The organism is Bacillus sp. DU-106 (assembly GCF_004799705.1).
Lineage (GTDB): Bacteria > Bacillota > Bacilli > Bacillales > Bacillaceae_G > Bacillus_A > Bacillus_A cereus.
In genome coordinates this window covers 3162245-3182447 of sequence record NZ_CP026607.1, presented here as the reverse complement: position 1 = coordinate 3182447, position 20203 = coordinate 3162245, and the positions used below count along the sequence as shown (strand labels likewise).

The window sequence follows — 20203 nt, the reverse complement described above, 5'->3', positions numbered from 1 at the left end:
TCCTTATTAACGTTAAGCGGAAATTTTTCCGTCTGTAGGTTGTTTCTTGAATTTTTGTTTTCGTCCGTGTAATCCATAATATAAAAGTAAAGTGAACGCAACGATAATAGCTGCGATAAAATACATATTATGATAACTGGATTTCGCTGCGACAATACCTAAAATGAAAGAACCAAAACCAATACCACTATCAAAGAATGAGAAATACGTAGCTGTCGCAGAACCACGTCTATGGTTTGGAGCGGCAGAAATCGCAATCGTTTGGAAACTCGGAATTAATGTCCCGTAACCTAAACCGATTAGCATACCTGCGCCAAGGAACCAAAATGAAGTTTGTGCTTGGCTTAATATGAACATTCCGATTGTGAAAATAATGATAGCAGGGTAAACGAGTACATTTTCACCGAAGCGATCAAAAATCTTTCCTGTAAATGGACGAGAAATGACAACAACAAGTGCGTATAAAATAAAGAAGTAACTTGCGATTTCACTTAAACCGAGTTCTTTCGCATAAATAGGAATAAAGGATAAAATACCACTATAAGAAAAGGCTAAAACAAATCCTGTAAGTGCAATCGGAATAGAAGATGGTTCGATTAAGTCTTTCCATTTCATTTTTTCACGTTTTTGTTTGCTAACAGGTGCTTCGTGCGGAATATCTACAAGTAGTCCTAATAAAAATGCAAGTAATGAAAATACGGAACAAACGATAAATAATACTGTAAACGAAAAATGAGAAATAATTGTTAAACCTAAAAAAGGACCAATTACCATTGGCAGACTCATAAATACGCCGAAATATGCAAGCGCTTCGCCTCGTCGATGAGCTGGCGCAACATCAGTTACAATCGTACCAGTAGCTGTCGTTGCCATCCCGAACCCAATACCGTGCAAGAAGCGAAGGGCAAGTAATAAGAATAAACTTTGCGCACCGAAATACATAACAGTAGCGGCTAAAAATAATGAAAGTGAAATAAATAATATTTTCTTTCTTCCTAAATCATCGAGCCATTTTCCTGTGAATGGTCTACATAAAACAGAAGAAATAAGAAACACAGTTGCAACTAAACCAATTTCCTCAGGTTTTCCTTTTAGGCCGTCTATGACATAGACAGGCAGAGTAGTCATAAGCATGTAAAATGTTAAGAAAAGAAATAGACTACTAAAACAAGTTCCGAGGAAATCCTTCGTCCAAAGTTTCTCACTTTGCATCGTCATCCCTCCAATTTAATCTAAATTTTTAATAATTTGTTGTAACACTTGAAATGCTTGATGTAAATCATCTTCATTAATACCTTCTAGCGTTTTTTCTTCGAAAGTATCAACTTCTTCTTGCCATACTGGAATCATCTTTATCGCTGTTTCGGATAAAGAAATGAGCTTCTCGCGGCGATCTTTACCTTCTGTACGAATAATCCATCCCATCGTTTCCATACGTGTTAACGTACGAGTCATCGTTGGTGATTCAACATTTAAATACTGGCACAATTCTGTTTGCGTACAAGAACCAGTTTGATTAATGCGGAAAATAACAGCCCATTGCGCACTAAATAACCCTGTTGGAGATACACGTTCATTAAATTTCTTCGTAAACTTTCGAGAAGTCTGGCTGACGATGTGAAAAAAATGTTGTTTTTCGTCCATGTATGTTGATCCTTTCAAATTAGTTACCTAGCTAACTATATACTTTTTTATAATAATTGTCTAGTAATAGACATGTTGATTTATGTAAAAAATTCTTATAGGTTTTATGTTGCGAACGTATATTCTACGTGCTATTCTTTAATTAAGTAAAGAATTTTCTTTCTATTAAATAGAATGGGGGAACTTGTGATGATTAAGCCTGCAACAATGGAGTTTGTTTCACTATCGAACGGAGAAACGATTGCATATCAGGAAGTTGGAAGGCGAAATACAGATATTCTTGTACTCATTCACGGGAACATGACATCGTCACAACATTGGGATTTAGTTATTGAAAAGTTGCAAGATCAATACCATATTTACGCTCTTGATTTAAGAGGGTTTGGACAATCAACGTATAATCAGTCGATAGATTCATTACAAGACTTTGCAGACGATGTAAAATTATTTATTGACGAGTTAAAGCTAGAGAAATTTTCATTAATGGGCTGGTCAATGGGTGGTGGCGTTGCGATGCAATTTACAGCGAATCACCCAACTTTTGTAGAAAAGTTAATTTTAGTAGAATCAGTAGGAATGAAAGGATACCCAATCTTTAAAAAAGATACGAATGGGCAGCCGATTGTATCAAGTTTAGTAAAGACGAAAGAAGAAATTGCGCAAGATCCAGTACAAATCGCTCCAGTATTAGATGCGATAAAAAATATGAACAAACTATATTACCGTACAGTATGGAATCTATTAATATATACACATAATCAACCTGAACCGGATCGTTATGAAAAGTATTTAGATGATATGTTAACGCAACGTAATTTCGTAGATGTGAATTATGCGCTCATTACATTTAATATTTCAGATGAACATAATGGGGTTGTAGAGGGAAGTAAACAAATTCATCGTATTAAAGCGCCAACACTCGTCATACAAGGTGATAGAGATTATGTCGTACCGCAAGTAGTCGGTGAGGAATTAGCGAAACATTTGCCAAATGCAGAGTTGAAGGTATTAGAAGATTGCGGACACTCGCCGTTTATTGATTGTTTAGATGTATTTATAAAACATGTAGAGGATTGGTTAGAACAGAAATAATCCCCGAAATGAGAAGTGTTGCATATACTATAACATTTGTATGTATAAGGGGAGATTATCAATGCATAAACCATCCTTAATCGCTTATTCGCCATATAATCATCATATCTATACAAAAATAATGATAGATCCGATGTATATGCAAGTTTCACCAGCTGTAGTTCCTTTACAAATGCAGCAGCCACTAACAGCTCATATGCAACATTACTTATATGGACCTTCATTTTATGAAAATCCATATTTTAAACACTTTCATTACAATGTGAAAGCGCAAGTTTGGGAAGGATAAGATAACAAGCTAAAAGGTTCATTCTTTTAGCTTGTTTTTTATTGCGAATATTCGTACACGCATTTGAAGAAACAGTTTATAATGAAAAGTGGAAGCATGAGAAGGAGAGGGACAGAGGATGTCAATGCGTTTTACTTTTTGGATTATGGTTGGGATTGTAGCAATCTCGGGTTTGTCACAAGGAATGCTCTTACCGGCCATTGCAATGATTTTTGAACAAGAAGGGGTTAGTTCAAGTATTAATGGTATTCATGCGACGGCATTGTACATTGGGATAGTAGTTATTTCGCCGTTTCTTGAAAAACCGATGCAAAGGTTTGGAATGAAGCCGATTATTGTTATAGGTGGGTTTCTCGTTATTATTTCATTATTCTTTTTTACACAAACATTTTCATTTTGGGTATGGTTTATCCTTAGATTTCTAGTTGGAGTTGGAGATCATATGCTTCATGTCGGAACACAAACATGGATCACGACAACATCAGACCCAAGTAAAATAGGGAGACAAGTATCGATATACGGTGTATTCTTCGGAATTGGTTTTGCCGTTGGTCCGTATTTAGCAAGCACTGTGCAGTACGGTCTTGCAACACCATTTATTATATCTACTATACTTTGTCTAATAGGTTGGCTTTTACTACTTCCAACAAAAAATGCATTCCCAGCGCAAGATGAAAGAGAAGCGAAGAGTGAATCATCATTTTCTCGTTATAAACAAGTTGTTGGATTAGGATGGATTGCACTGCTGGGACCACTTGCATATGGCGTACTTGAAGCAATGTTAAACAGTAACTTACCAGTATACGCACTTCGTAAAGGGTGGTCTGTTTCAGATGTATCCTTCTTGTTACCAGCATTTGCAGTTGGGGGTATTATTACACAAATTCCGCTCGGTATATTAAGTGATAAATACGGAAGGGACCGTATATTAACTTGGACGTTTAGCATAAGTACGGGCATTTTTCTACTTGCCGCCGTATTTGATCAATATTACTGGATTGTCTTTGCCTGCATGCTTTTAGCGGGTATGGTTATTGGATCGTGCTTCTCTTTAGGGCTTGGATTTATGACTGACTTATTACCGAGACACTTACTACCGGCAGGTAATATATTATCCGGAATCGCTTTTAGTTTAGGAAGTATTATGGGACCTGTATTAGGCGGCGTATTTATAGAAAAAATACAGTATACAAGCTTTTTTATTGCGGTTATGATTATAATGGGAATTCTCGCAATGTTATATATGGTCTACATGAAAAATCAATTCGCATCAAGAAAAATAGAAAGTAGGTTAGGGCATGACAAAACAACCTAATAAAAAAAAATTTGAAGTACTTGAAAATGAAACAATTACAGACTGCTTAGCACGTATGGAACAAGAAGGCTACGCTCCGTCTCGTCGTATGGAAGAGCCAATCTTTCATGAAGTAAAGAAAGACGGCAAAACAGTAGTTGAGCCGTGCGGTAGGAAGATTGTTTTTGAAGGGAAATTGAAGTAATCCAATAACAAATTCTCTTTATAGTATAGAGCCATCCAATAGTTGGGTGGCTTGTTTTTTTATTAATCAATGAAGGAATTGAATAGAATGAATCTCTCGTTCATTTCTCCTAATTGGCTTCTTTATATGGGGCAAAAGATTGCTACTTTTTTCGTATATTGGTAAAATAAGTTCTTGGGTCTTACTTATTGTTATCGGTATAATGTTTGTCGCTTGAATGAAAGAAATTAGTTGCAAAAATTTCGCACTATGTAAAGGGGTACAGCAACGATCCCTTTTTTGGGAGGCACCTTAAACATAAAGCGAGAGAAGAGGCTATATGAACGATTCTCCTATCTTGTTTAAATATTAAACGAGTTACTGCAATTGGAACAGGTATATAAAACTAGTCGACATCCTGATGGATCATCTTTTTCTAGTAATCTATTACTTCTGATGGAATCGATAGATTGCTAGAAAGCGGAAAACAATTATTAATATATTCCGAAGCAGGTGTAACAGAGTGTCCTTCCATAATTAAGGGTAAAACCAAAATACGTTTTTTTAAAGAATGATTTGTTAGAACAGGTTATAAGGAATAAAACAGAAAAGAGGATCACATGTTAGATACTTTACAGAAAAGTAAAAAGTTTTTTTTAGTATGTCTTATTTTTTTAGTGCTTTTAACCGCTTGTGGTAATACAGATATTAAGACATCTAAAGCTTCATTACCACCGGCTGAATCCAATATAGATACATCATTAAAAGCACCGAATTGGGTAGAGAAAAGTCCTATCCAACAGTCTCCTAATTTTACGGAAGATAAAAAAGTACAATCGGTTGTGAATTTAATAGCAACGGGTGATAATTTATATCATGACGCAGTAATTAAAGATGGCAAACAAAAAGATGGTTCATATGATTATAATTATATTTATGAAAATATCAAAAAAGCTGTTAAATCAAGCGATCTTGCTATAGTGAACCAGGAGACTCCGATTGCCGGAAATAATTTAAAAGTACAAGGATATCCGACTTTCAATACACCTGAAGAAGTAGGCCAATCTTTAGTGGACACTGGATTCAATATAGTGACGCAAGCGACAAATCACGCTATGGATATGGGTATTAAAGGTGTTGCGAATACAAGAGAATACTGGAAGAAATATCCGGATGTTATCCCGGTAGGTATTAATGAGAGTCAAAACGAGCGTAATGAAATAAAAACGATTACAAAAAATGGTATTCGTTTTGCGTTACTCAATTATACATATGGTACGAATGGAATTAAAATTCCAGCTGATAAGTCTTGGGCTTTAAATTTAATTGATAAAAAAGCGATACAAAATGATGTGGAAAAGGCGAAGAGTAGCTCTGATATGGTGATTGTTATGGTGCATTGGGGAGTAGAATATACCTCAACACCTTCAAAGCAACAAAAAGAAGTTGCTCAATATTTAACAGATTTAGGTGTAGATGTAGTAATTGGAAATCATCCACATGTAATTCAACCAATTGAGTGGAAACAAAATAAAGATGGACATGAAACGCTAATCTATTATTCTCTTGGAAATCTTATTTCTGCGCAAGAAAAATTAGAAACATTGGTTGGAGGATTATCTTATGTACAATTTGTTAAGTATGAAGATAAAACTTTTGGTATACGACAAGCGGCAATCGTACCGACAGTAACCGACTATGCTGATGGTAAGAAACAATTTAAAATTCAATTTTTAAAAGATTATTCGGATGAAAATTCTAAAAAACATGGAATTAAAAAATTTGTCGGCCCCGTTTCTTTGAAGGATTTCAAGGAGATTCCTAGAGACGTGTTGGGAAATTGGTATAAAGACTAATAAACAAAAAGGGAATGAGATACAATTAAAAAATTTATAATTTTAGCATTGGTATTAGCAATGGGATGGAGTCTTGCTGCTTGTAGTGGAAAGCAAACATCTCAGGCAACTACTAATAATAACGATAAAAATAAAAATGAAATACATGCGAAGAAAAAAGATGTTTTACCTATCTCTGATGTTAATGATTGGAGAATTATCCTTGTAAATAGAGAGCATATGTTATCAAAGGAACTAGGAATTGAATTAACAAGTATCACCCAAAATGCGAAGCCAAATATGAAAATAGATAGTAGAATTGCAACTTCTTATCAGGATATGGTAGCAGCTGCAAAAAAAGAGGGAATCAATCTTTATTTAAGATCAGGTTATCGAGCTATAAAATTACAACAAACTTATTATGATGCTTCAGTTAAAAGCTATAAATCTCAAGGCTTGTCGGATAAAGAGGCTAGTGCTAAGGCATTGGAATATCTTCAGTATCCTGGTGCAAGTGAACATCATACTGGATTAGCGTTAGACATTATTTCAGTTGAATGGCAGAATACTGTAGAAGATTTAAATGCAAAATTTGAAACTACCGATGCATTCAAATGGTTAGATAAGAATGCTGCAGAATATGGGTTTACTCTCCGCTATCCAAAAGATAAAGAGAATATTACTGGCATTAAGTATGAGCCATGGCACTATCGTTATGTAGGAAAAGAAGTTGCTGTTTATCTAAAAGAAAAAGGGTTAACTTTAGAAGAATATAACGAAAAAATTAAGTCTGGTAAGTAAAAATATGCTGTAATTTTATTAAACATTATGCACTGCTACAGGAAAAGGTGAATCTGAGGATGTGTTAACCTTCCGCCTAGTATTGTAAAAACTGAGTATGATAATTTGAGCACGTATGAACCAGTTATCGTGTAAAAAGATGTATGTATTAAGAAATTAAAGTTAAGGATCTGATATTCATATCAGATCCTTTTTCTATTGTTCTTTTAAGCGCGACTGAGCCAAAATATTGGAATGAATATAGAAACAAAACAGCCCAAGGAATAGTAAAACGAGTCCGGGAGCCTACTCGTACGCTTCATTGGGATTATCCAGAAATAGTTGTTGATGAAATAAGAAAGAACTGGTCTTACTCTCAAGCAAGGATTTAATACGAATGAATTGGATAAAAGGTAATAATAAAAAACACTGCGCCTGGCAGTGTTTTTTATTATTTCTGCACATAAATACATAGTCATATTGATTAAAGTTTCACTTTATTGAAGAAAAATGCGAAAGCCATTCATAAAATATGGAAATGTTAAAATCCCTTTGATAAAATAGCAATATGTAAAAATAATTATTTGTTAATTCTTAATGTAATGAATATTCATGTTTAAATATACGAATTTAACTACATAGTTATTGCGCTAAAGGGGGAGAAAGATGTTAGATGAATTATACAATGCTTTTTTAAATGCGTCTGGTTTTACAGAAAGTGCGAGGAAACGAGATCGGTATGATGATTTACATGATTATTTAAAAGATAAAGAAAGAGAGTTAAAGCAATTCATTCAAGAGGCTGAATCAGCGAAGAGAGAGTATGAGAGTAAAAGTAATGGCTTAGAAGCTAATAAAATTCCGGCAGTTGAATTTGAACAAAAACGTCATGAAAAGGATGAAGACTTAAATACAGTATTATCCTATTTTAAAAGTGCATTAAGCGATGTTGGATCTGCAAAAAGTACAGCTTATGCAAAGTATTTGGAATATAAAGCGAAAGCAGAATCAGAGAAAGCGTCAGCATACGCTGCAGCGACCAAGGCTTTTGAAGAAAAGAAAAAGGAATTTGAAAAACTTATCCATTAAGCATACAAAGAATGGAGGGAACCAACATGAGTGGTAAAGAGGTTGAAATTATAGGAAGTAACACTGCAAGTGCCATTTCTTACGCACAAAACATTGAAAATGGTATGAAGGATTCTTTAAACCAAGCGAAAGACTTAAAAGCATATGTCACAGGTGCGAAATGGAATGGAAAAACGAGAGATGCATTTTTAAGTTATCTTGATTTGATCATTCAATATAATTCAGAAATGGTAGAGGCATTTGAAGGACATACGAAAGCTTTGAAAGAGTTAGATAAAAGCATTCAAACGTACGGAGATAAATCGGAAGTAAGGGCGATAAAACAACTGTGATGGAGAAACGAGGGATAAAAGAATGGGGAAAGAAATGAGTTTTGCACCTGCTGAATTATATGTTCTCGCAGGTGCAGCTGGGGTTACCGATATATTTGGATTGCCAAACCGTGACGCAATTATTTTACTTGATGCAGAATGTGTCACGAAAGCAACTACGAGTTTAAAAGAAAAAGGCCTACTTACAAGTGAAAATGGAATTACCCCTGCAGCTTTTCAAATAATTGAACTATTAAAGGAATATGAAAGTTGTCATGAATACACGAGAATGAATAATGTATTAATTGGCTTTTTGAAAGAGGATAAAGACCGAGTGGCTGTATTAACGGAAATAGAACCAAATAAAAAATACGAGATCGACTACATACCAAAGCCAGACGTATATTTTTCCTTATTAACACGCATCCCTTTCTTATTGAGAGAACCGAGGGAAATAGAAGATACATTTTTCTCAAAGAGAATGACAGAAGAAGAACAACAAACATTTGAGGAAAAAGATTTATCAAATAAAAACGTTATAGCGATAGAAACGTATACGAGGCCTCGAAGTAATAGAGGAGGAAAATGGGAATGTTTCTTATATTTCACTGAAGGAGAAGATTTCGTTCAAATAGATGTAGATCGTAATCGATATGACTGGGTGAGCCTCTATGCGGTTAATAAGAAATTGTATGACGTGTTAAAAATGCCATATAAAAAGTTAATTGACCCGAGACAATTCTCGTTAGGAGGTATTCAATAATGCAAGTATCAATGGGAGATAGTGGTTCTGGTGGTGGAGAAGAAGTATTAGTTAATTTTCAAGAACTACTAGATATAGTAATGAAGTTAGAAAATATATATAAAATCCATGTAGACGTCATTGGAACGAATATTGAGAGTTTATTAAGCTGTGATTTTTATCAAAAAGGTGAAGCGATGAGAGTAATTGAAAAATATCCTGATATATTACACAAAACACTTGAATTGGCTGAACACTATTATAGGTCGGCGACAGTTGTAAGGGACGCATGTGTAGAAATGTTTGAAAAGGATGAACAATTACGTGAAATATTAAGTAAGTTGTAGAAATCACCATACGGCTGGGGGGATGAAAACGAGATGGATGTGAAATATAGACCTGAACCATGGCAAAACATGGGGGATGGTATGAATCGAATTACAAAAGATGCACTCATGAAATTACGGGAAGCAAATGAATCATTAAAAAGAATTGATGGAAGAATACGAGATTTAGACTCGGATGGTAGTATACATTTTAATCCTAAAAATCAATCGCAAAAAATCGGGGAATTACTTGATAGCTATTCGACATTACAAAAATATTGCGGAGAAGCAGGGCGATTAGTCTCTGAACATATAGATAAACCTTTTTTAGTAGAAATGGATAAATTCGCTCAAAAAATGAGAGATACATCTATTCTCAGTTTTGAAACAAATAACCGAATTGGCTCTACAACAACGACAGTATTACCAGGTGCGCATGCAGGCTACGGAAGTGTACCACAAACAATACAGAAGAAGAAAGATAAAATAACAGTAGAAGATATTTTTAGAGATTCACCTGCATTTGATAACGTACTGAGAGGGGAATACAAAGAACTAAAAAAACAAAATCCAGATGCAAAATTAAATTATGAAGAATACAAGAAAGTAGTCCCATCCACACGAGGATTTGAATACAAATCGATAGAAGATGAACAGAAAAAACTAGAAATGGTGCGAGACATAGGAATAGGCGTAGGAATCATCATCACAACAATCCTTTGTCCACCACTCGGGGCCGCTGCCGCAGTAGTATACGGAGGTGTACAAATAAAAAGCGGTATCGACGGAGAAGACTGGGGAACACACCGAAAATTGAGCCAAGAAGAGCGGGTAGGAAACATCATTTTTGGCGGATTAGATGCAATCCCAGTTGTTGGAGCAGTAGGAAAAGGAGTAAAAGCATTCAAAGGCACGAGTGAATTAGCTGATTTAGCGAAATTATTAAAATTCAAAGAAGGAATGCCTGGTTTTAATCCAAATTTGGGTAAAAATGTGGTACAATCATTGCGTGATAATAAAGCTATTATGCTTGACCGTTTGAAACTAGCAAGCCTTAAAATGGAGAAATCCGGAAATGAAAAGATGTATCAACTTGGCGAAAAAATAGCCAAAAGCATAGATGATAGGACAGCCAAATCAGCAAGTTTTGAAGTTGACGGAAATGGCTTACTAATATCTAAACAAGGTGGTACAGATTTCCAAAGCTGGGTGAATAAGCATAGTGCAGAAAGTAATAAGATTATAGATGATAAGATTAAGGGTGTAGAGGCTTCTCTTGCTAGTAAGGGTACGGGTGAAGGACCTGTAAAAGTAAACTATGGAGAACAATATGCTAGGGAAAAACGTAAAAAGATATTAAAGCCAAATGTTGAGTATACAAGTAAAGAAGGATATACATATACAACAGATAGTCAAGGGCGTGTTGCAAGTTGCGAGGGTAGCCTTCAATTAGGTGATGGTAAGCGGAATAACTACGCTCAGAGAGTGGTAGGTGGGAATGACCGTTTGGATGATGATGACGGCGGACATTTAATTGCAACTATATTTAAAGGCTCTGGTAATATGGATAATTTAGTTCCAATGAATAGTAACTTAAACAGAGGAGAATGGAAAAAACTAGAGAATGAATGGGCTAATGCTCTTAATGATGGTGATAAAGTTAGGGTGAAAATAACGCCGAATTATAGCGGGAATTCAAAACGTCCAGACAGTTTTGTTATTAGATATAAAATTGGTGATGAAGATAGATGGAGATTAAAGAATTTTGATAATGTACCAGGAGGAAAATTAGATGAATGATGAAAAATTAAGCAAGTTATACAATGAAATAGCAGAGGTTGTAATTGATACAATTCCAGAGAAGTGGTTTAAGGTTTACCTGTATGGTGAGGTTGGGGAAGGTGCTCAAGAATCATATTTTTATTACTACCCTGAAGAGAATAGTACTCCTATTTACAGTCATAGTATTTTTGAACTCTTTAATGTCCCAGAAGAAGAATATTTTAAGAAGTGGCATCGTTTGTTAGATTGTATTAAGAGAATGAAGAAAGAGTTTATTGATAATGATCAAGAAGCTTGGACAAATTTCACTATGATTTTTGATAATACAGGAAAGTTTAATATTGACTTTAATTATGATGACCTTTCAGATGAAAATTCCCACGAGAGAATGATTATTTGGGAATATGAACATCTTGGTCTTATGCCTAAAAGTAATTCAGGGAAAAAATACTTAGAAAAGCATCTTAAAAATCTTGAAGATACAAAAAATTGAGTGCAATACCATATATGATAAAAGTTTATAGTGGTTTAACGTAAACATGCATAAGCATATATGAGAAGTGGGTAGAAAAAGAAATGGCTATTTTGAAGAGTAAACTCCATGATGGTTGTACCATCATGGAGTACTATGTACAATGATAGAAAAGAAAAAGAAGTACGTGCTTTGGCGAGATGACATTTTACTGGGTGCTGAATATAAACACATGGAATATATATTAAACTAACGAACTCGTACAAACTCGTAAGTTTTAACGTAGTAGTTGTTACCACATATAAAAGGTGTCATACTGTTACTACAAAACTTACAAATTTATGCTGCTTAAAAACAGATGAAACTTAAAGCACTTGATTGTCTATTTGAGGCAACAAGTGCTTTTTTGTGTTTTAGCGTAGAAATAATGTGGTACAATCGCCTAGGGAAAATAAGACTTTAAAGAATGCACTAGATGCTATGAAAAATACTCCTATTCCAGTAGCGGTTAGGATGGTGGATACTGGAATAGGAGTGAAGCTTCCTTCAACTGTTGGAGAAGTAACTGGAAAGTTTTCAAAGGCAAGTACGGTAACTAGGGATGACGTTTATCAACTTGCTCATGGGCATAGTAAATTAGAAGGAAGTAATAAAACTAGCGGAGTGGGTAATAATAGCTCGCGTACTGACGAAATTGGAATCAAATTTAAACGTAATCGGAAACATAATGAAGATGAGTTTATATGACAATTAAAAAACCAAGAAGATGGACTGGGAAAATTGACAGTTTATGAGTTTATTTAGAATCGGAACTAATTTTTAAAATATGGGAGATCAAAACAAGCAAATTCAGCTCAAAGATTAACACGAAAACAAGCTGTGCAAGATAAAATTGATGAATTTATGGAAGAAGGTTTTTCATTTAGGGAAGCAGAAGAGCAAGCTTTAAAGTGGATAAAGGATAAAGCTACATTACATGACCCAGATCAAATTGCGGGTGGAAATCCATTAAAAATAACTGGCATGGGTGATTCTAGAATTAATTCATCAATAGGTTCGCAGTGGAAAAGCAGGATTGGTAATGTGGATAAGGAAATTAGACGAGTTGCTGACACCTTATCAGAGGAAGAAAAAAATTTGACATATCTTAATGTTAGATTGAAATCGGAGTAGGGGATACTATGGAAAATATAAATGATTTTATATCTTTCGAAAAACCATCAACAGAGGTTATTGAAAAGTATACAGGGAAAGTTCCAGATCAAATAATAGATTTATGGAAATGCTATGGGTTTGGGAGTATGTTAAATGGATACTTAAGAGCAATAAACCCAGAAAAATATTTAGATATATTAAAGGAAAGTTATATCCGTTATGAAGAAGCTATCCCAATTTTTACAACAGGTATGGGAGATATTCTTGTGTGGGAAAATAACTATTTATTATTACTTAAGTATCGAAAAGGTACGGTAGATGTAGTAGCTGGAAAATTCAAGTTTTTCTTTAAAAATACGAAAGATGATTATTTTTTAGAGAAAGTATTGGATTGGAAGCATTATCAGCAGGCATTAAATAAATACGGAAAGCTTGAAATAGATGAATGTTTTGGTTACACACCTTTACTTGCACTAGGTGGACCAGAAAAAGTAGAAAACTTACAAAAAGTCAAACTTATCGAGCATGTTTATTTAATTACTCAATTTATGGGGCCGATAGAATAATGAAAGAAGAAACTGGAAGGTGGATTAATCCTCTTTCAGTTTTTTTATTTAAAAGGCTATTAATGTAAATGAAGCTTTAAAAGATACGATTGAGTTAATGTTATAATATAGAAATGTGGTAACGAGAAACTTGGGTTAAATTTATAAAAAGTAATTTTTTATGAATTAAGGCTAACATAAATTCCTAGTATTATATAATTGAAATTAAACTAGCAAAAGGTGCGGACTCCGTAACCCCATTCGCTAAAGGTGTAGAAATACTGCCAGATGGAAGTGTCGCTAGAACTGGAACAAACTATAGCGGGAAATTCCAAGAAGCCCATGACGCCTCAAAGGCGAGTATTCAGAGTAGGATCTCGAATTTGGAGAGTGGAGGGGTTAAGGGTACGGGTAACGCTGTTCATAGATCTGAAATTGACGAAGTAATTAAAAATAATGACGATAAAGATGGAAATTTGATTAATAGATCAATTGTGCCTAAGGGATATGATAGTGTTGAAGATTTCTTAAAACAAGTAGATGATACTACTATCAAAGAATTTGGGTATGATAGTGTTGAAGAGTTTAAAGAAGTTGTAGAACTAACAGAAACATATTTGAATACTAAAACGAAAAATAATATATTAAATAAGCCTTTAGCAGAAGGAACACATGTGAAAAAAGGAGTAGATTTTGATATTTTAGGATTCCCAATATTTAAAGGGGACGATGTTAAATTTACAATGAGACTAGATAAGAATTTACATATTAGTCCAGATGAGGCACAATTTAAGGAATGTACAAGGAAATTAAAAGAAGCGATTGATTCAGGCAAGATTTCAAAAGAATTGTTTTCTCCAGATCAATTAGCTCAAATAAATGCTGGTAAGGCAAGAATAAAAGGATTAACTTGGCATCACCATCAAGTCCCTGGCAAGATGCAATTAGTTATTTCAAAAGTACATAAAGTAAATCACTTAGGCGGAAATAAATTATGGGGAGATGGAATTAGATGAGAAAAGTAGAGTGGCAATTTGCTGATGCAACTGTAAGTGAAGATTTTGTAGGGGAAATTGGTAATGAAATAGGTGTTAAATTTCCAAACGATTATATAAAATGTGTAGCTGTGAATAATGGTGCTAATGTGGAACCAGAAATATTTAATGTGAATAATCATGAAAGAGTTTTTGGGACTTTATTATCTTTTGATGAAAATAGTGACGAATATATAGTTGAAGTATATAATGACTTTAGTGATACATTACCTAAAGAATTAATTCCATTTGCATTTGACCCAGCAGGAAATTTAATTTGCTTTGATTATAAAAATCATGAAGAAAATCCAATTGTTGTTTTTTGGGAACATGAAGATGCATGGGAAAAGGAAGCGCTGATGGAAAGTGAAGGGATTACGGCAGAAGAAGCAGAGAAAATCGCAAGAGAAAATGTATTTTATGTTGCTAATACGTTCACAGAGTTCTTAAGTAAATTACATGATTAATAGAGCGTTAAAATTAAAGGGCTATCTTATAAGCGGTGGGTTTCACTTGCTTATGAGCTACCCCTTTTTATTTTAGAATAGAACGGTTATTTAACAGAGAGGTTCAACAAACTACTACCTATGCTATTGCAAATTTGCTAAGTATAGAGAAATCCAGAATTCATAAGGGGATAAGATTGAAAAAAATAGCGAAAAGCATAGATGATATGAAAGTCAAATCGAAAAGTTTTGAAATTGACGATTAAGGTTTAATAACGTCTAAACGAAGCTGGGTGAATAAGCATCATACAGAAAGTAATAAGATTATAGATGATAAGATTAAGGGTGTAGAGGCTTCTCTTGCTAGTAAGGGTACGGGTAAAAATCCAGAAATAGTGAAATTTACAGAGGAACAATTATCTACTAAACCCTTATATTCTAGAGATCCTGAAAAATGGCAGAAAAAGGTGGGGAAATCGAAATTAGTGAGGAAGGAATATGGACTTATATTGATTGGGAGATTCCTCCAAATTGAGTTTCTTATCTTGGAGGTTTTCCCAACTTTAAATCTGCTGGGTTGGTAAGACAAGAAGTTCCGATAGGTGAATTTAATAGATATGACATTGATTTTGCTAAAGCTGATGAATTAGCTCCAAATGGACCAAAATTAGATGAAAACACATGGCACCATCATCAAGATTTAACAACAATGCAAGAAGTTAGTAAAGAGATGCACAGAAGATTTCGACATATGGGTGGAATGTCATTAGCTAAGAAGTTAAAAGATTAAATAGGAGTGAAATAAATGAATTTAAATGCTTTTGGTAAAGCAACTGAAGAATCAATTGAAGAATTAGAAGAGTTTTTAGGGTTTTTACTTCCGAAAGATTATAAAAAATTTTTAAGTGAATATAACGGAGGGACTTCGAAAGTTAGGTATAGTAAATTTTTTGTTAAAGAATTAAATCAGGAAATCCCTTTAGATGTTTTGTATGGTATAGGTGTAAAAAAAACTTTTGATTTAAGTGAATGCTATGAAGAGTTTGAAGAAGATATGTTACCGACCAGTTTAATCATAGGAGATGATCCGAGTTCAGGGTTAATTGTACTTATTACAGATACTGAAAACCATGGTGTATATTATTGGGATCACTCTTTTTATTTTCCACAGTCTAGTGAAGAAGAAAATACGTATAAAATAGCTGATAGCTTTAAGGATTTTATTAATGGATTGAAGAATCCTTAATTACCAGCTTTTGTATGTTGTAATTAATAATTTAAGATATTAAGCAAATATATGAAATGGGTTACAGTAAATTTATAAATGCTAAAACTATACTTTATACATGAGAATGCTAAAAAATGTGGTGCTTGGCTAAAGATAACAATCATATATGTAGATGAATAGAAAATAAAGTGTATTTGCAGTGGAAAAAAAAGAGTAGGCTATTAAAAAGTGCATACTTCAAAACACATGGAATGCATATTAAACTAACGAACTCATACAAACTCGTAAGTGTTAACATAGTCGTTGTCACGACATATAAATGGTGTCATACTGTTACTACAAAATTTATAAATTTATGCTACTTAAAAATAGATGAACTTAAAGTACTCGATTGTCGATTAAAGGCAACGAGTGTTTTTTTGCGTTTTAGCGTAGAAATTTAACAGAGCACTATAATTTTATTATGTAAACTTTTTACGTGATTTTTTATACAACTAAAGAGAAGAAAAATGTTCACTATTACTTTCATTTCTGTTATGAAAATTCTACAATAGAAAACAGAACATATATTTGGTATAATCAAAATATACTATATGAAATGATGTATATGAGTTTGAAATTCATGTAATAAGGTAAGCAAGCAATACATAACAATAGCTAATATTTAAAGTTCTTGTACCTATAGAATTCAATTCATGTTATATAAATCAATTGTTAGAAAGGAAAAGATGTAATGAATCAAATTTCATTTGAAGATTTATTTGAAGAAGAAAAAGAAAAGGTGGAGGTAGCTGAGGTATGTAAGGTACCAGCCCCTTTATCACCATTACAAAAAGATATTTTAGAATTAATTGATTCTGAAGAAATAAGTGCGCTTGAGCTATGTGAACGATTAATACGATCTGGTAAAATACCCGATGAAAGATTCACAACGAATAAGCCTAAAGCATATGGGCAAGTATGCTTACTATTAGAAGGTTTTGTTACAGAAGGAAAACTTATTTTTATCAAAGATGATGAGAAAAGAGATAGGGTATATAAATTGAAAGAAGAAGTTTGAGATGTATAGTGGGAGATGAATGATTGGTTCCCTTTAACTTGCAGCTCCGTTAGTCTAGTAATGTCCACTAAAAAGGTGTCAATCTCTCCTAGATTGACACCTTCATACTTTTAACATCTTACATACTTACGCTTGAAACCAAGTCTTCCTCTATCAAGTTCTTTCTGAATACTTTCAGAAGCATTTAACAAACTGCTTTTTTTATTATCACGTTTGACTTCAACTATACCAACTTCTTTTGCAATCTCGACTGCTTTTTCATGTAGTGGTACATATGAGATTGCCACAGTGTTTAGGAAATTATTCATAGCGGATTTTGTTCGTTCTGGAGAATGATGAATTGTATCTTTCACCATTTCAAGCATATCGGAAATTTTACTTTCGGAAAACTCATTGTCTTTGCGATTTCCTAATAGCCAACAGTAGCAACTCCAGCCGGCAGACATTTTAAGCTCGTCCCCACTTGCAATCCATTTATCAGCAACATCTTGTGCGATATTTGACTCTGATAAAGTTACTGCCACTACATAATCAGATAGCATATAAAAATATGCCCCGTCTATCCAGCGATCAAAATCAGACTCACTCATAGCTTTTGGATCGGCAATAATACCTGCAAAGTACATAGCATCGTAGTTACCTGTGGCATAAAGCTCTTCAGCTAACTCTTGATTTAATTTTATTTTTTTAGCGATTGGTTTCATAGCACCTGTAGCTACTCCGAATACTGGCTCATGCGCACCGTTAGATATGTATATTTTTTTCGTTCGTTCCTTACCTAGAGCCTCAAGTTCTTGCATAACTGTTTTAAAATCCATAGCTGTGCACTTCCTTCCTTCATGTAAGAGCCTTTTTAAGTCTTTCATATTTCTTATTTTAATACTAATTGTATTCAAGAGGTATGTCTACTTTCTAAAAGTATCGAAACTTGGTTTGAATTTTAGATGAAATAAAGAGCTAATTAAAAGGGTGGTATAATATAGAAAAAGTGAATGATGAAAATCAAATAGGGGGTATTCAATTGGAAATAAAATTGAATCGATTATATAGAGAGATAGCGGAAACGGTTCATGCCATGATTCCAGAAGAATGGGAGAAATTTTATTTTTATGCACAAATATCAGAAGATGGAGGGGGAACTTACTTTTTCTATAACAACTTCAGAAATAAAGAAAATTATAAGTATAGTGTAGAAATTCCTTTTAAATACGAAGTTGATGAAGAGGAGTTTGAAAGGAAAGAAGATTTTTTATATAAATTGAGTAAGGAATTAAGAAATGTTTTCAAAGATAACCACCAAGAACTTTGGTATTCCTTTACAATGTCTCTTGAACATAGTGGGAAATTTAACATGCATTTCGATTATACAAATTGGTTCGATACAGAATATAGTTTTAGTGATCAGATGATTATTTGGAAACATAAATACTTAGGTGAAGTACCAATTGATGAAAATGATAAAGAGCTAATTAATAAGTATGACAATGAATTTCCGAATAATCCTATTTGACTGAAAGGAAAGAAGAAATGGTTTTTATAAAAATCATGAATTTTAAAGCGTAAGTTGAATGAGAATATATATTCATAATGGAGGACGCTATTAATGGAAGTACACGGAATGGTTTCAATATGGTTCGGTAATATGCAAACGCAAGATCAGTTGGATACATATATAGATGTTACGTATGATGAAGAAGGAGACTCTATACCAGCAAGATTTTTTGTTGATTTTAATATTGATATGATTGATGTAGATGAAGATTTTATTGAAAAGGAAGTGTTAGAAGAAGCGAGTGATGACATTTCTATGTTATTAACGGGATGTTCATATGATGATAAAATACTTTCTCGAATTAAGGAAGTAGTTAAATTAAATAAATCCTATAATTCTATCGTTTTAATTTATAATTTTCAATATGACAATTCAGTAAGTAATTTTGAAGCTTTTGATTTTGTGACTGCTACAAGCTATCTATAGTTAGAAGCAAAGTATAGTAGAATAAAAAATACATTTGTATAGTTTTTCCAATGGATATTTGGTATGATGGTGAATGGGAAAAATATACAAGTTGTTAGTTTTTCAAAAAAGGGGGATTGAATTGAAAAGAACACCTGAATTTGTATTAGGTTTAATTGGTGGCATTTTGGGAATTATTATTTCCATAATATTAATAGTTGTAGCGTTTAATATTATGGAAGGTGTTGATTACGAACTTTTAGCTTATTACTCTATTATTTTAACGGTTCAAATAGGATTGTTCATTTTATCGTGTTTAGTAAACAAGGTTAATAATAAAGTTTATGGAGTTTGTATGATTGTGATTCCTATAGTTATGTTGTTTATGTCATTATTCTTTTTACTTATTCCGACAATTTTACAAATTATATCTGGTTCATTTGCATTTAGGACATTAAAGTTAGAATCGAATGTAAGCTAAATATAATTATAAACGTCTGAATATTCGGTTTTTTAAACATTTTCGTTTGCAGTTCAAATTAACATAAAGTACAAAGTTGTACGCTTTAGGAGGAGAAATAGATGATTATTTGGTCTGGTTGGGGTTTTTTAGTCGCAATTATTGTAATTATTAATACTCTTTTGGGTAAGGCTATCTTTGGATCTATAACGGGGGACGCTACATATTTTCAAGACCATAGTTGGCCAATGGCGGTAATGTTTATTATATCAGGGGTTATGTCTTGGTATTTAGGTAAATATATTAATAAGCCAGATGGGAAAGTTTATATAGATGCCGAAACTGGTGAAAAAGTTATGTTTAACAAAAAGCACTCATTATTTTTTATAAAAATGGAATATTGGGGACCGATTCTAGGAGTTATTGCGATTGTAACTTTAATTACAAGATAAAAAAAGAGGATGGGTATAGCAAGAGT

27 protein-coding genes and 1 pseudogene are annotated in these 20203 nt (G+C 33.5%); 25 read left to right on the top strand and 3 right to left on the bottom strand.

Annotation, left to right across the window (positions count from 1 at the left end):
• Window positions 1-12: 12 nt before the first annotated feature.
• Both C3Y97_RS16215 and C3Y97_RS16210 read right to left on the bottom strand, forming a co-directional pair.
• A complete protein-coding gene (locus tag C3Y97_RS16215; protein WP_001190318.1) occupies window positions 13-1212 on the bottom strand; it encodes an MFS transporter in 1200 nt (399 codons plus the stop codon).
• A 15-nt stretch (window positions 1213-1227) separates the two neighbouring features.
• Complete coding sequence (locus C3Y97_RS16210) at window positions 1228-1644, bottom strand: MarR family winged helix-turn-helix transcriptional regulator (RefSeq protein WP_000343680.1); 417 nt, start codon at window positions 1642-1644, stop codon at window positions 1228-1230.
• 189 nt (window positions 1645-1833) lie between these two features.
• Between C3Y97_RS16210 and phaZ the strand changes: the two genes are divergently transcribed.
• The 21 genes and pseudogenes from phaZ (at window position 1834) to C3Y97_RS16100 (ending at window position 17308) form a co-directional block, all read left to right on the top strand.
• Window positions 1834-2736: an intracellular short-chain-length polyhydroxyalkanoate depolymerase gene (gene phaZ / locus C3Y97_RS16205; protein ID WP_000594877.1), complete on the top strand. Its 903-nt coding sequence runs from the start codon at window positions 1834-1836 to the stop codon at window positions 2734-2736.
• A 61-nt stretch (window positions 2737-2797) separates the two neighbouring features.
• Window positions 2798-3025 carry a hypothetical protein gene (locus C3Y97_RS16200; protein ID WP_000549500.1) on the top strand — a complete coding sequence of 76 codons (228 nt, stop codon included), beginning with the start codon at window positions 2798-2800 and terminating at the stop codon, window positions 3023-3025.
• Window positions 3026-3143: 118 nt separating this feature from the next.
• A complete protein-coding gene (locus C3Y97_RS16195) occupies window positions 3144-4340 on the top strand; it encodes an MFS transporter (RefSeq protein ID WP_000062807.1) in 1197 nt (398 codons plus the stop codon).
• Complete coding sequence (locus tag C3Y97_RS16190) at window positions 4324-4524, top strand: NETI motif-containing protein (protein WP_000166303.1); 201 nt, start codon at window positions 4324-4326, stop codon at window positions 4522-4524. The genes C3Y97_RS16195 and C3Y97_RS16190 overlap by 17 nt, the downstream gene beginning before the upstream one ends.
• 599 nt (window positions 4525-5123) lie before the next feature.
• Entirely contained in the window at window positions 5124-6359 is a 1236-nt protein-coding gene (locus C3Y97_RS16185; RefSeq protein ID WP_136363520.1) for a CapA family protein, read from the top strand.
• Between the two features lie 48 nt (window positions 6360-6407).
• Window positions 6408-7139 (top strand): M15 family metallopeptidase, encoded by a 732-nt coding sequence (locus C3Y97_RS16180; RefSeq protein ID WP_000241986.1) that lies wholly within the window; start codon window positions 6408-6410, stop codon window positions 7137-7139.
• Window positions 7140-7784: 645 nt separating this feature from the next.
• Window positions 7785-8207: a hypothetical protein gene (locus tag C3Y97_RS16175; RefSeq protein WP_000883465.1), complete on the top strand. Its 423-nt coding sequence runs from the start codon at window positions 7785-7787 to the stop codon at window positions 8205-8207.
• Between the two features lie 26 nt (window positions 8208-8233).
• The gene (locus C3Y97_RS16170; protein WP_000014535.1) at window positions 8234-8539 is read left to right on the top strand and encodes a WXG100 family type VII secretion target; all 306 of its coding nucleotides are present in this window, start codon (window positions 8234-8236) and stop codon (window positions 8537-8539) included.
• 22 nt (window positions 8540-8561) lie between these two features.
• Window positions 8562-9281, top strand: coding sequence for a DUF5081 family protein (locus C3Y97_RS16165; protein WP_000514125.1), 720 nt, complete (start codon window positions 8562-8564; stop codon window positions 9279-9281).
• On the top strand, window positions 9281-9607 hold the full coding sequence (locus tag C3Y97_RS16160; RefSeq protein ID WP_001198202.1) for a hypothetical protein: 327 nt from the start codon (window positions 9281-9283) through the stop codon (window positions 9605-9607). The genes C3Y97_RS16165 and C3Y97_RS16160 overlap by 1 nt, the downstream gene beginning before the upstream one ends.
• 33 nt (window positions 9608-9640) lie before the next feature.
• Window positions 9641-11386 carry a DNA/RNA non-specific endonuclease gene (locus tag C3Y97_RS16155; protein WP_000382752.1) on the top strand — a complete coding sequence of 582 codons (1746 nt, stop codon included), beginning with the start codon at window positions 9641-9643 and terminating at the stop codon, window positions 11384-11386.
• Window positions 11379-11861: an antitoxin YezG family protein gene (locus C3Y97_RS16150; RefSeq protein ID WP_000997350.1), complete on the top strand. Its 483-nt coding sequence runs from the start codon at window positions 11379-11381 to the stop codon at window positions 11859-11861. The genes C3Y97_RS16155 and C3Y97_RS16150 overlap by 8 nt, the downstream gene beginning before the upstream one ends.
• 459 nt (window positions 11862-12320) lie before the next feature.
• Window positions 12321-12587 (top strand): hypothetical protein, encoded by a 267-nt coding sequence (locus tag C3Y97_RS28170; RefSeq protein WP_002041492.1) that lies wholly within the window; start codon window positions 12321-12323, stop codon window positions 12585-12587.
• A gap of 132 nt (window positions 12588-12719) precedes the next feature.
• The gene (locus C3Y97_RS28165) at window positions 12720-13013 is read left to right on the top strand and encodes a polymorphic toxin type 15 domain-containing protein (protein ID WP_001152727.1); all 294 of its coding nucleotides are present in this window, start codon (window positions 12720-12722) and stop codon (window positions 13011-13013) included.
• Between the two features lie 8 nt (window positions 13014-13021).
• Window positions 13022-13561: a T6SS immunity protein Tdi1 domain-containing protein gene (locus C3Y97_RS16135; RefSeq protein ID WP_000427866.1), complete on the top strand. Its 540-nt coding sequence runs from the start codon at window positions 13022-13024 to the stop codon at window positions 13559-13561.
• Window positions 13562-13821: 260 nt separating this feature from the next.
• A complete protein-coding gene (locus C3Y97_RS16130; protein ID WP_242260077.1) occupies window positions 13822-14556 on the top strand; it encodes an HNH endonuclease in 735 nt (244 codons plus the stop codon).
• Window positions 14553-15041, top strand: coding sequence for an SMI1/KNR4 family protein (locus C3Y97_RS16125; protein WP_001233227.1), 489 nt, complete (start codon window positions 14553-14555; stop codon window positions 15039-15041). Before C3Y97_RS16130 ends, C3Y97_RS16125 begins: the two co-directional genes overlap by 4 nt.
• A 137-nt stretch (window positions 15042-15178) precedes the next feature.
• Window positions 15179-15412 (top strand): annotated as a pseudogene (locus C3Y97_RS28160) (hypothetical protein); the annotation flags it as partial.
• 185 nt (window positions 15413-15597) lie between these two features.
• Complete coding sequence (locus C3Y97_RS28155; RefSeq protein WP_002041488.1) at window positions 15598-15810, top strand: HNH endonuclease; 213 nt, start codon at window positions 15598-15600, stop codon at window positions 15808-15810.
• Window positions 15811-15825: 15 nt separating this feature from the next.
• A complete protein-coding gene (locus C3Y97_RS16110) occupies window positions 15826-16266 on the top strand; it encodes an SMI1/KNR4 family protein (RefSeq protein ID WP_001052209.1) in 441 nt (146 codons plus the stop codon).
• A gap of 715 nt (window positions 16267-16981) precedes the next feature.
• Window positions 16982-17308 carry a DUF3895 domain-containing protein gene (locus C3Y97_RS16100; RefSeq protein WP_001071909.1) on the top strand — a complete coding sequence of 109 codons (327 nt, stop codon included), beginning with the start codon at window positions 16982-16984 and terminating at the stop codon, window positions 17306-17308.
• A gap of 110 nt (window positions 17309-17418) precedes the next feature.
• Here C3Y97_RS16100 and C3Y97_RS16095 read toward each other — a convergent pair whose 3' ends face one another.
• Window positions 17419-18126 (bottom strand): DNA alkylation repair protein, encoded by a 708-nt coding sequence (locus C3Y97_RS16095; protein ID WP_000346317.1) that lies wholly within the window; start codon window positions 18124-18126, stop codon window positions 17419-17421.
• 203 nt (window positions 18127-18329) lie between these two features.
• Here C3Y97_RS16095 and C3Y97_RS16090 point away from each other — a divergent pair, with 203 nt between their 5' ends.
• The 4 genes from C3Y97_RS16090 (at window position 18330) to C3Y97_RS16075 (ending at window position 20177) form a co-directional block, all read left to right on the top strand.
• A complete protein-coding gene (locus C3Y97_RS16090) occupies window positions 18330-18818 on the top strand; it encodes an antitoxin YezG family protein (RefSeq protein WP_000403546.1) in 489 nt (162 codons plus the stop codon).
• A 93-nt stretch (window positions 18819-18911) separates the two neighbouring features.
• Window positions 18912-19286, top strand: coding sequence for an immunity 22 family protein (locus tag C3Y97_RS16085; RefSeq protein ID WP_000451795.1), 375 nt, complete (start codon window positions 18912-18914; stop codon window positions 19284-19286).
• A 121-nt stretch (window positions 19287-19407) separates the two neighbouring features.
• Complete coding sequence (locus C3Y97_RS16080) at window positions 19408-19746, top strand: DUF4064 domain-containing protein (protein WP_000831724.1); 339 nt, start codon at window positions 19408-19410, stop codon at window positions 19744-19746.
• Between the two features lie 101 nt (window positions 19747-19847).
• On the top strand, window positions 19848-20177 hold the full coding sequence (locus C3Y97_RS16075) for a hypothetical protein (RefSeq protein ID WP_000587853.1): 330 nt from the start codon (window positions 19848-19850) through the stop codon (window positions 20175-20177).
• The last annotated feature ends 26 nt before the right edge of the window (window positions 20178-20203 follow it).

What these genes read in the sequence shown, in the direction of transcription:
- C3Y97_RS16160 (WP_001198202.1), top strand. Translation starts at nt 9,281, where the DNA reads ATGCAAGTATCAATGGGAGATAGTGGTTCTGGTGGTGGAGAAGAAGTA.
- C3Y97_RS16170 (WP_000014535.1), top strand. Translation starts at nt 8,234, where the DNA reads ATGAGTGGTAAAGAGGTTGAAATTATAGGAAGTAACACTGCAAGTGCC.
- C3Y97_RS16190 (WP_000166303.1), top strand. Translation starts at nt 4,324, where the DNA reads ATGACAAAACAACCTAATAAAAAAAAATTTGAAGTACTTGAAAATGAA.
- C3Y97_RS16095 (WP_000346317.1), bottom strand. Translation starts at nt 18,126, where the DNA reads ATGGATTTTAAAACAGTTATGCAAGAACTTGAGGCTCTAGGTAAGGAA.
- phaZ (WP_000594877.1), top strand. Translation starts at nt 1,834, where the DNA reads ATGATTAAGCCTGCAACAATGGAGTTTGTTTCACTATCGAACGGAGAA.
- C3Y97_RS16155 (WP_000382752.1), top strand. Translation starts at nt 9,641, where the DNA reads ATGGATGTGAAATATAGACCTGAACCATGGCAAAACATGGGGGATGGT.
- C3Y97_RS16185 (WP_136363520.1), top strand. Translation starts at nt 5,124, where the DNA reads ATGTTAGATACTTTACAGAAAAGTAAAAAGTTTTTTTTAGTATGTCTT.
- C3Y97_RS16100 (WP_001071909.1), top strand. Translation starts at nt 16,982, where the DNA reads ATGAATCAAATTTCATTTGAAGATTTATTTGAAGAAGAAAAAGAAAAG.
- C3Y97_RS28170 (WP_002041492.1), top strand. Translation starts at nt 12,321, where the DNA reads ATGAAAAATACTCCTATTCCAGTAGCGGTTAGGATGGTGGATACTGGA.
- C3Y97_RS16200 (WP_000549500.1), top strand. Translation starts at nt 2,798, where the DNA reads ATGCATAAACCATCCTTAATCGCTTATTCGCCATATAATCATCATATC.
- C3Y97_RS16110 (WP_001052209.1), top strand. Translation starts at nt 15,826, where the DNA reads ATGAATTTAAATGCTTTTGGTAAAGCAACTGAAGAATCAATTGAAGAA.
- C3Y97_RS16075 (WP_000587853.1), top strand. Translation starts at nt 19,848, where the DNA reads ATGATTATTTGGTCTGGTTGGGGTTTTTTAGTCGCAATTATTGTAATT.
- C3Y97_RS16195 (WP_000062807.1), top strand. Translation starts at nt 3,144, where the DNA reads ATGTCAATGCGTTTTACTTTTTGGATTATGGTTGGGATTGTAGCAATC.
- C3Y97_RS16210 (WP_000343680.1), bottom strand. Translation starts at nt 1,644, where the DNA reads ATGGACGAAAAACAACATTTTTTTCACATCGTCAGCCAGACTTCTCGA.
- C3Y97_RS16125 (WP_001233227.1), top strand. Translation starts at nt 14,553, where the DNA reads ATGAGAAAAGTAGAGTGGCAATTTGCTGATGCAACTGTAAGTGAAGAT.
- C3Y97_RS16215 (WP_001190318.1), bottom strand. Translation starts at nt 1,212, where the DNA reads ATGCAAAGTGAGAAACTTTGGACGAAGGATTTCCTCGGAACTTGTTTT.
- C3Y97_RS16085 (WP_000451795.1), top strand. Translation starts at nt 18,912, where the DNA reads ATGGAAGTACACGGAATGGTTTCAATATGGTTCGGTAATATGCAAACG.
- C3Y97_RS16150 (WP_000997350.1), top strand. Translation starts at nt 11,379, where the DNA reads ATGAATGATGAAAAATTAAGCAAGTTATACAATGAAATAGCAGAGGTT.
- C3Y97_RS16175 (WP_000883465.1), top strand. Translation starts at nt 7,785, where the DNA reads ATGTTAGATGAATTATACAATGCTTTTTTAAATGCGTCTGGTTTTACA.
- C3Y97_RS16135 (WP_000427866.1), top strand. Translation starts at nt 13,022, where the DNA reads ATGGAAAATATAAATGATTTTATATCTTTCGAAAAACCATCAACAGAG.
- C3Y97_RS16165 (WP_000514125.1), top strand. Translation starts at nt 8,562, where the DNA reads ATGGGGAAAGAAATGAGTTTTGCACCTGCTGAATTATATGTTCTCGCA.